The organism is Microcystis sp. LE19-84.1B (assembly GCF_027531875.1).
GTDB lineage: Bacteria > Cyanobacteriota > Cyanobacteriia > Cyanobacteriales > Microcystaceae > Microcystis > Microcystis panniformis.
Window position 1 is genome coordinate 1 of the sequence record NZ_JAPZSR010000260.1, and the last position, 2,141, is coordinate 2,141.

Below are 2,141 nucleotides of genomic sequence, written 5' to 3' on the forward strand. Positions count from 1 at the left end.
CGCCTGTAATTCCTCTAAACGTGCTAAAACTTCGGCACTGTGAATGGCAGGATTTACCCCTAAATAAATCTCTTTTAAAATCCCTTGCGGATCGATAAGATAGGTATGACGCAGGGAAACATAACCCATCCAAGAACCATAGGCTTTACTAACATCTCCGGTAGTATCTGCCAGTAAGGGAAATTTTAAACCCTCCGAGTCGCAAAATTCCGCATGAGAATCGACATCATCGGCACTTACCCCTAAAACTTGCGTATTTTTAGCCATATATTTCGGCAAATCCTGCTGAAAACGCCGCGCTTCTAGGGTACAGCCGGGGGTAAAATCCTTGGGATAAAAATACAAAACTACCCACTTACCCCGATAATCCGATAGGGAAATATTCCCTTCTCCCGTGTTAGTCGGTAGGCTAAAATCGGGTGCCGGTTGATTTAAAGGGGGTTGGGGGCCACCTAAAGCGTTAGCATCGGGAATCAAGGCAAAAAATGCCAGAATTACTGCAATTAAAAAACTCAATAGTTGACGACGAGACATAATCAGTTATCAGTTATCAGTTATCAGTTATCAGTTATCAGTTATCAGTTATCAGTTATCAGTTATCAGTTATCAGTTATCAGTTATCAGTTATCAGTTATCAGTTATCAGTTATAATCATTTCAACTAAGATTGAGAATATCGGCTCTTCTAGGTTATGTGTGATAAGTTTAACTTACATAGGATCGATCTTTGTGTCCTCTGTGTCTGGAGTGGTTCCTTTCACTCCCGCGCCAGCAGGACTGTATCTTAGAATACATTTTACCCACCAAATCCAAGAGAGCCGAATATCAAGGCCAGAGTTCATAAGGGTTTAACTGGTCTAGAGTGTATCAGACTTATCTGAAACGATCATAGCAGTCATTTTAGTAAAAAATACTAGGGTTAGGGGACAAGAGGTTATGGTTCTAGCTTAATATTCTTTACATAACTTGACAAGGAAAGGGCGAGGTAAAGGGAGAAAATAGATCGAGCTTGTCTTCATCTGCCTAACGATCATGTCTATTGTCACCCTTAACCCCCTTCAATCCCATCAAGATTTAGTCATCGATCCAGCCAAAATCACGGGATTACGGGGAAAAATCACTATCCCCGGCGATAAATCCATATCCCATCGCTCCCTGATGTTAGGGGCGATCGCCGAAGGAGAAACCGTTATTCATGGGTTATTATTGGGCGAAGATCCCCGCAGTACCGCTAGTTGTTTTCGTGCCATGGGTGTGGAAATTTCCCAACTTAACAGCGAGAAAGTGATCGTCAAAGGTAGGGGTTTAGGCAATCTCGAGGAACCCTTAGAAATCCTCGACGCGGGCAATTCCGGCACGACGATCCGCTTAATGTTAGGATTATTGGCCGGTCATCGGGACCGTTTTTTTGTCGTTACCGGTGATGCTTCCCTGCGATCGCGTCCCATGTCCCGGGTGGTGAAACCCCTCAAAGAAATGGGGGCGCAAATTTGGGGCAGAAAAGCCAATTCTTTGGCTCCTTTAGCCGTTTCTGGGGAATATCTGCAACCGATCCACTACTATTCTCCCGTTGCTTCTGCACAGGTGAAATCCTGTCTTCTTCTCGCTGGACTGTTAACGGAGGGGAAAACCACGATCACGGAACCCGCTTTATCTCGCGATCACAGTGAACGGATGCTGCGCGCTTTTGGGGCAAATATTGAGGTGGATGGGGAGACTAATAGCGTCACGGTGACGGGTTATCCCACTTTAACCGGACAAACGGTGATTGTACCCGGGGATATCAGTTCGGCAGCTTTTTGGTTGGTAGCGGGGGCAATCGTGCCTAATTCCGAGTTATTAATCGAAAATGTGGGAATAAACCCGACTAGAACTGGAGTTTTACAGGTTTTACAGGCAATGGGAGCAGATATCACCCTCGAAAATCAACGGGTGGTGACGGGAGAACCGGTGGCGGATCTGCGGGTGAAATCCAGTCAACTACAGGCAACCATGATCGCCGGTGAGATTATACCCCGTCTGATCGATGAAATTCCGATTTTGGCAGTAGCGGCGGTTTTTGCCCAAGGAACGACAATTATCAAGGATGCCGAGGAATTACGGGTGAAGGAAAGCGATCGCCTGACGGTGATGGCCACCCAA

Annotated in this window: 3 protein-coding genes; 2 read left to right on the top strand and 1 reads right to left on the bottom strand. The window is 45.9% G+C overall.

Features of this window, described 5'->3' with window-relative positions:
• Nucleotides 1–534: peroxiredoxin (locus O9324_RS15165; RefSeq protein ID WP_288140609.1), on the bottom strand; the 534-nt coding region annotated here is incomplete at its 3' end.
• Between O9324_RS15165 and O9324_RS15170 the strand changes: the two genes are divergently transcribed.
• Both O9324_RS15170 and aroA read left to right on the top strand, forming a co-directional pair.
• A complete protein-coding gene (locus tag O9324_RS15170) occupies nt 520–651 on the top strand; it encodes a hypothetical protein (protein ID WP_288140610.1) in 132 nt (43 codons plus the stop codon). The genes O9324_RS15165 and O9324_RS15170 overlap by 15 nt on opposite strands.
• Nucleotides 652–1,031: 380 nt before the next feature.
• Nucleotides 1,032–2,141: 3-phosphoshikimate 1-carboxyvinyltransferase (gene aroA, locus O9324_RS15175; RefSeq protein ID WP_288140611.1), on the top strand; the 1,110-nt coding region annotated here is incomplete at its 3' end.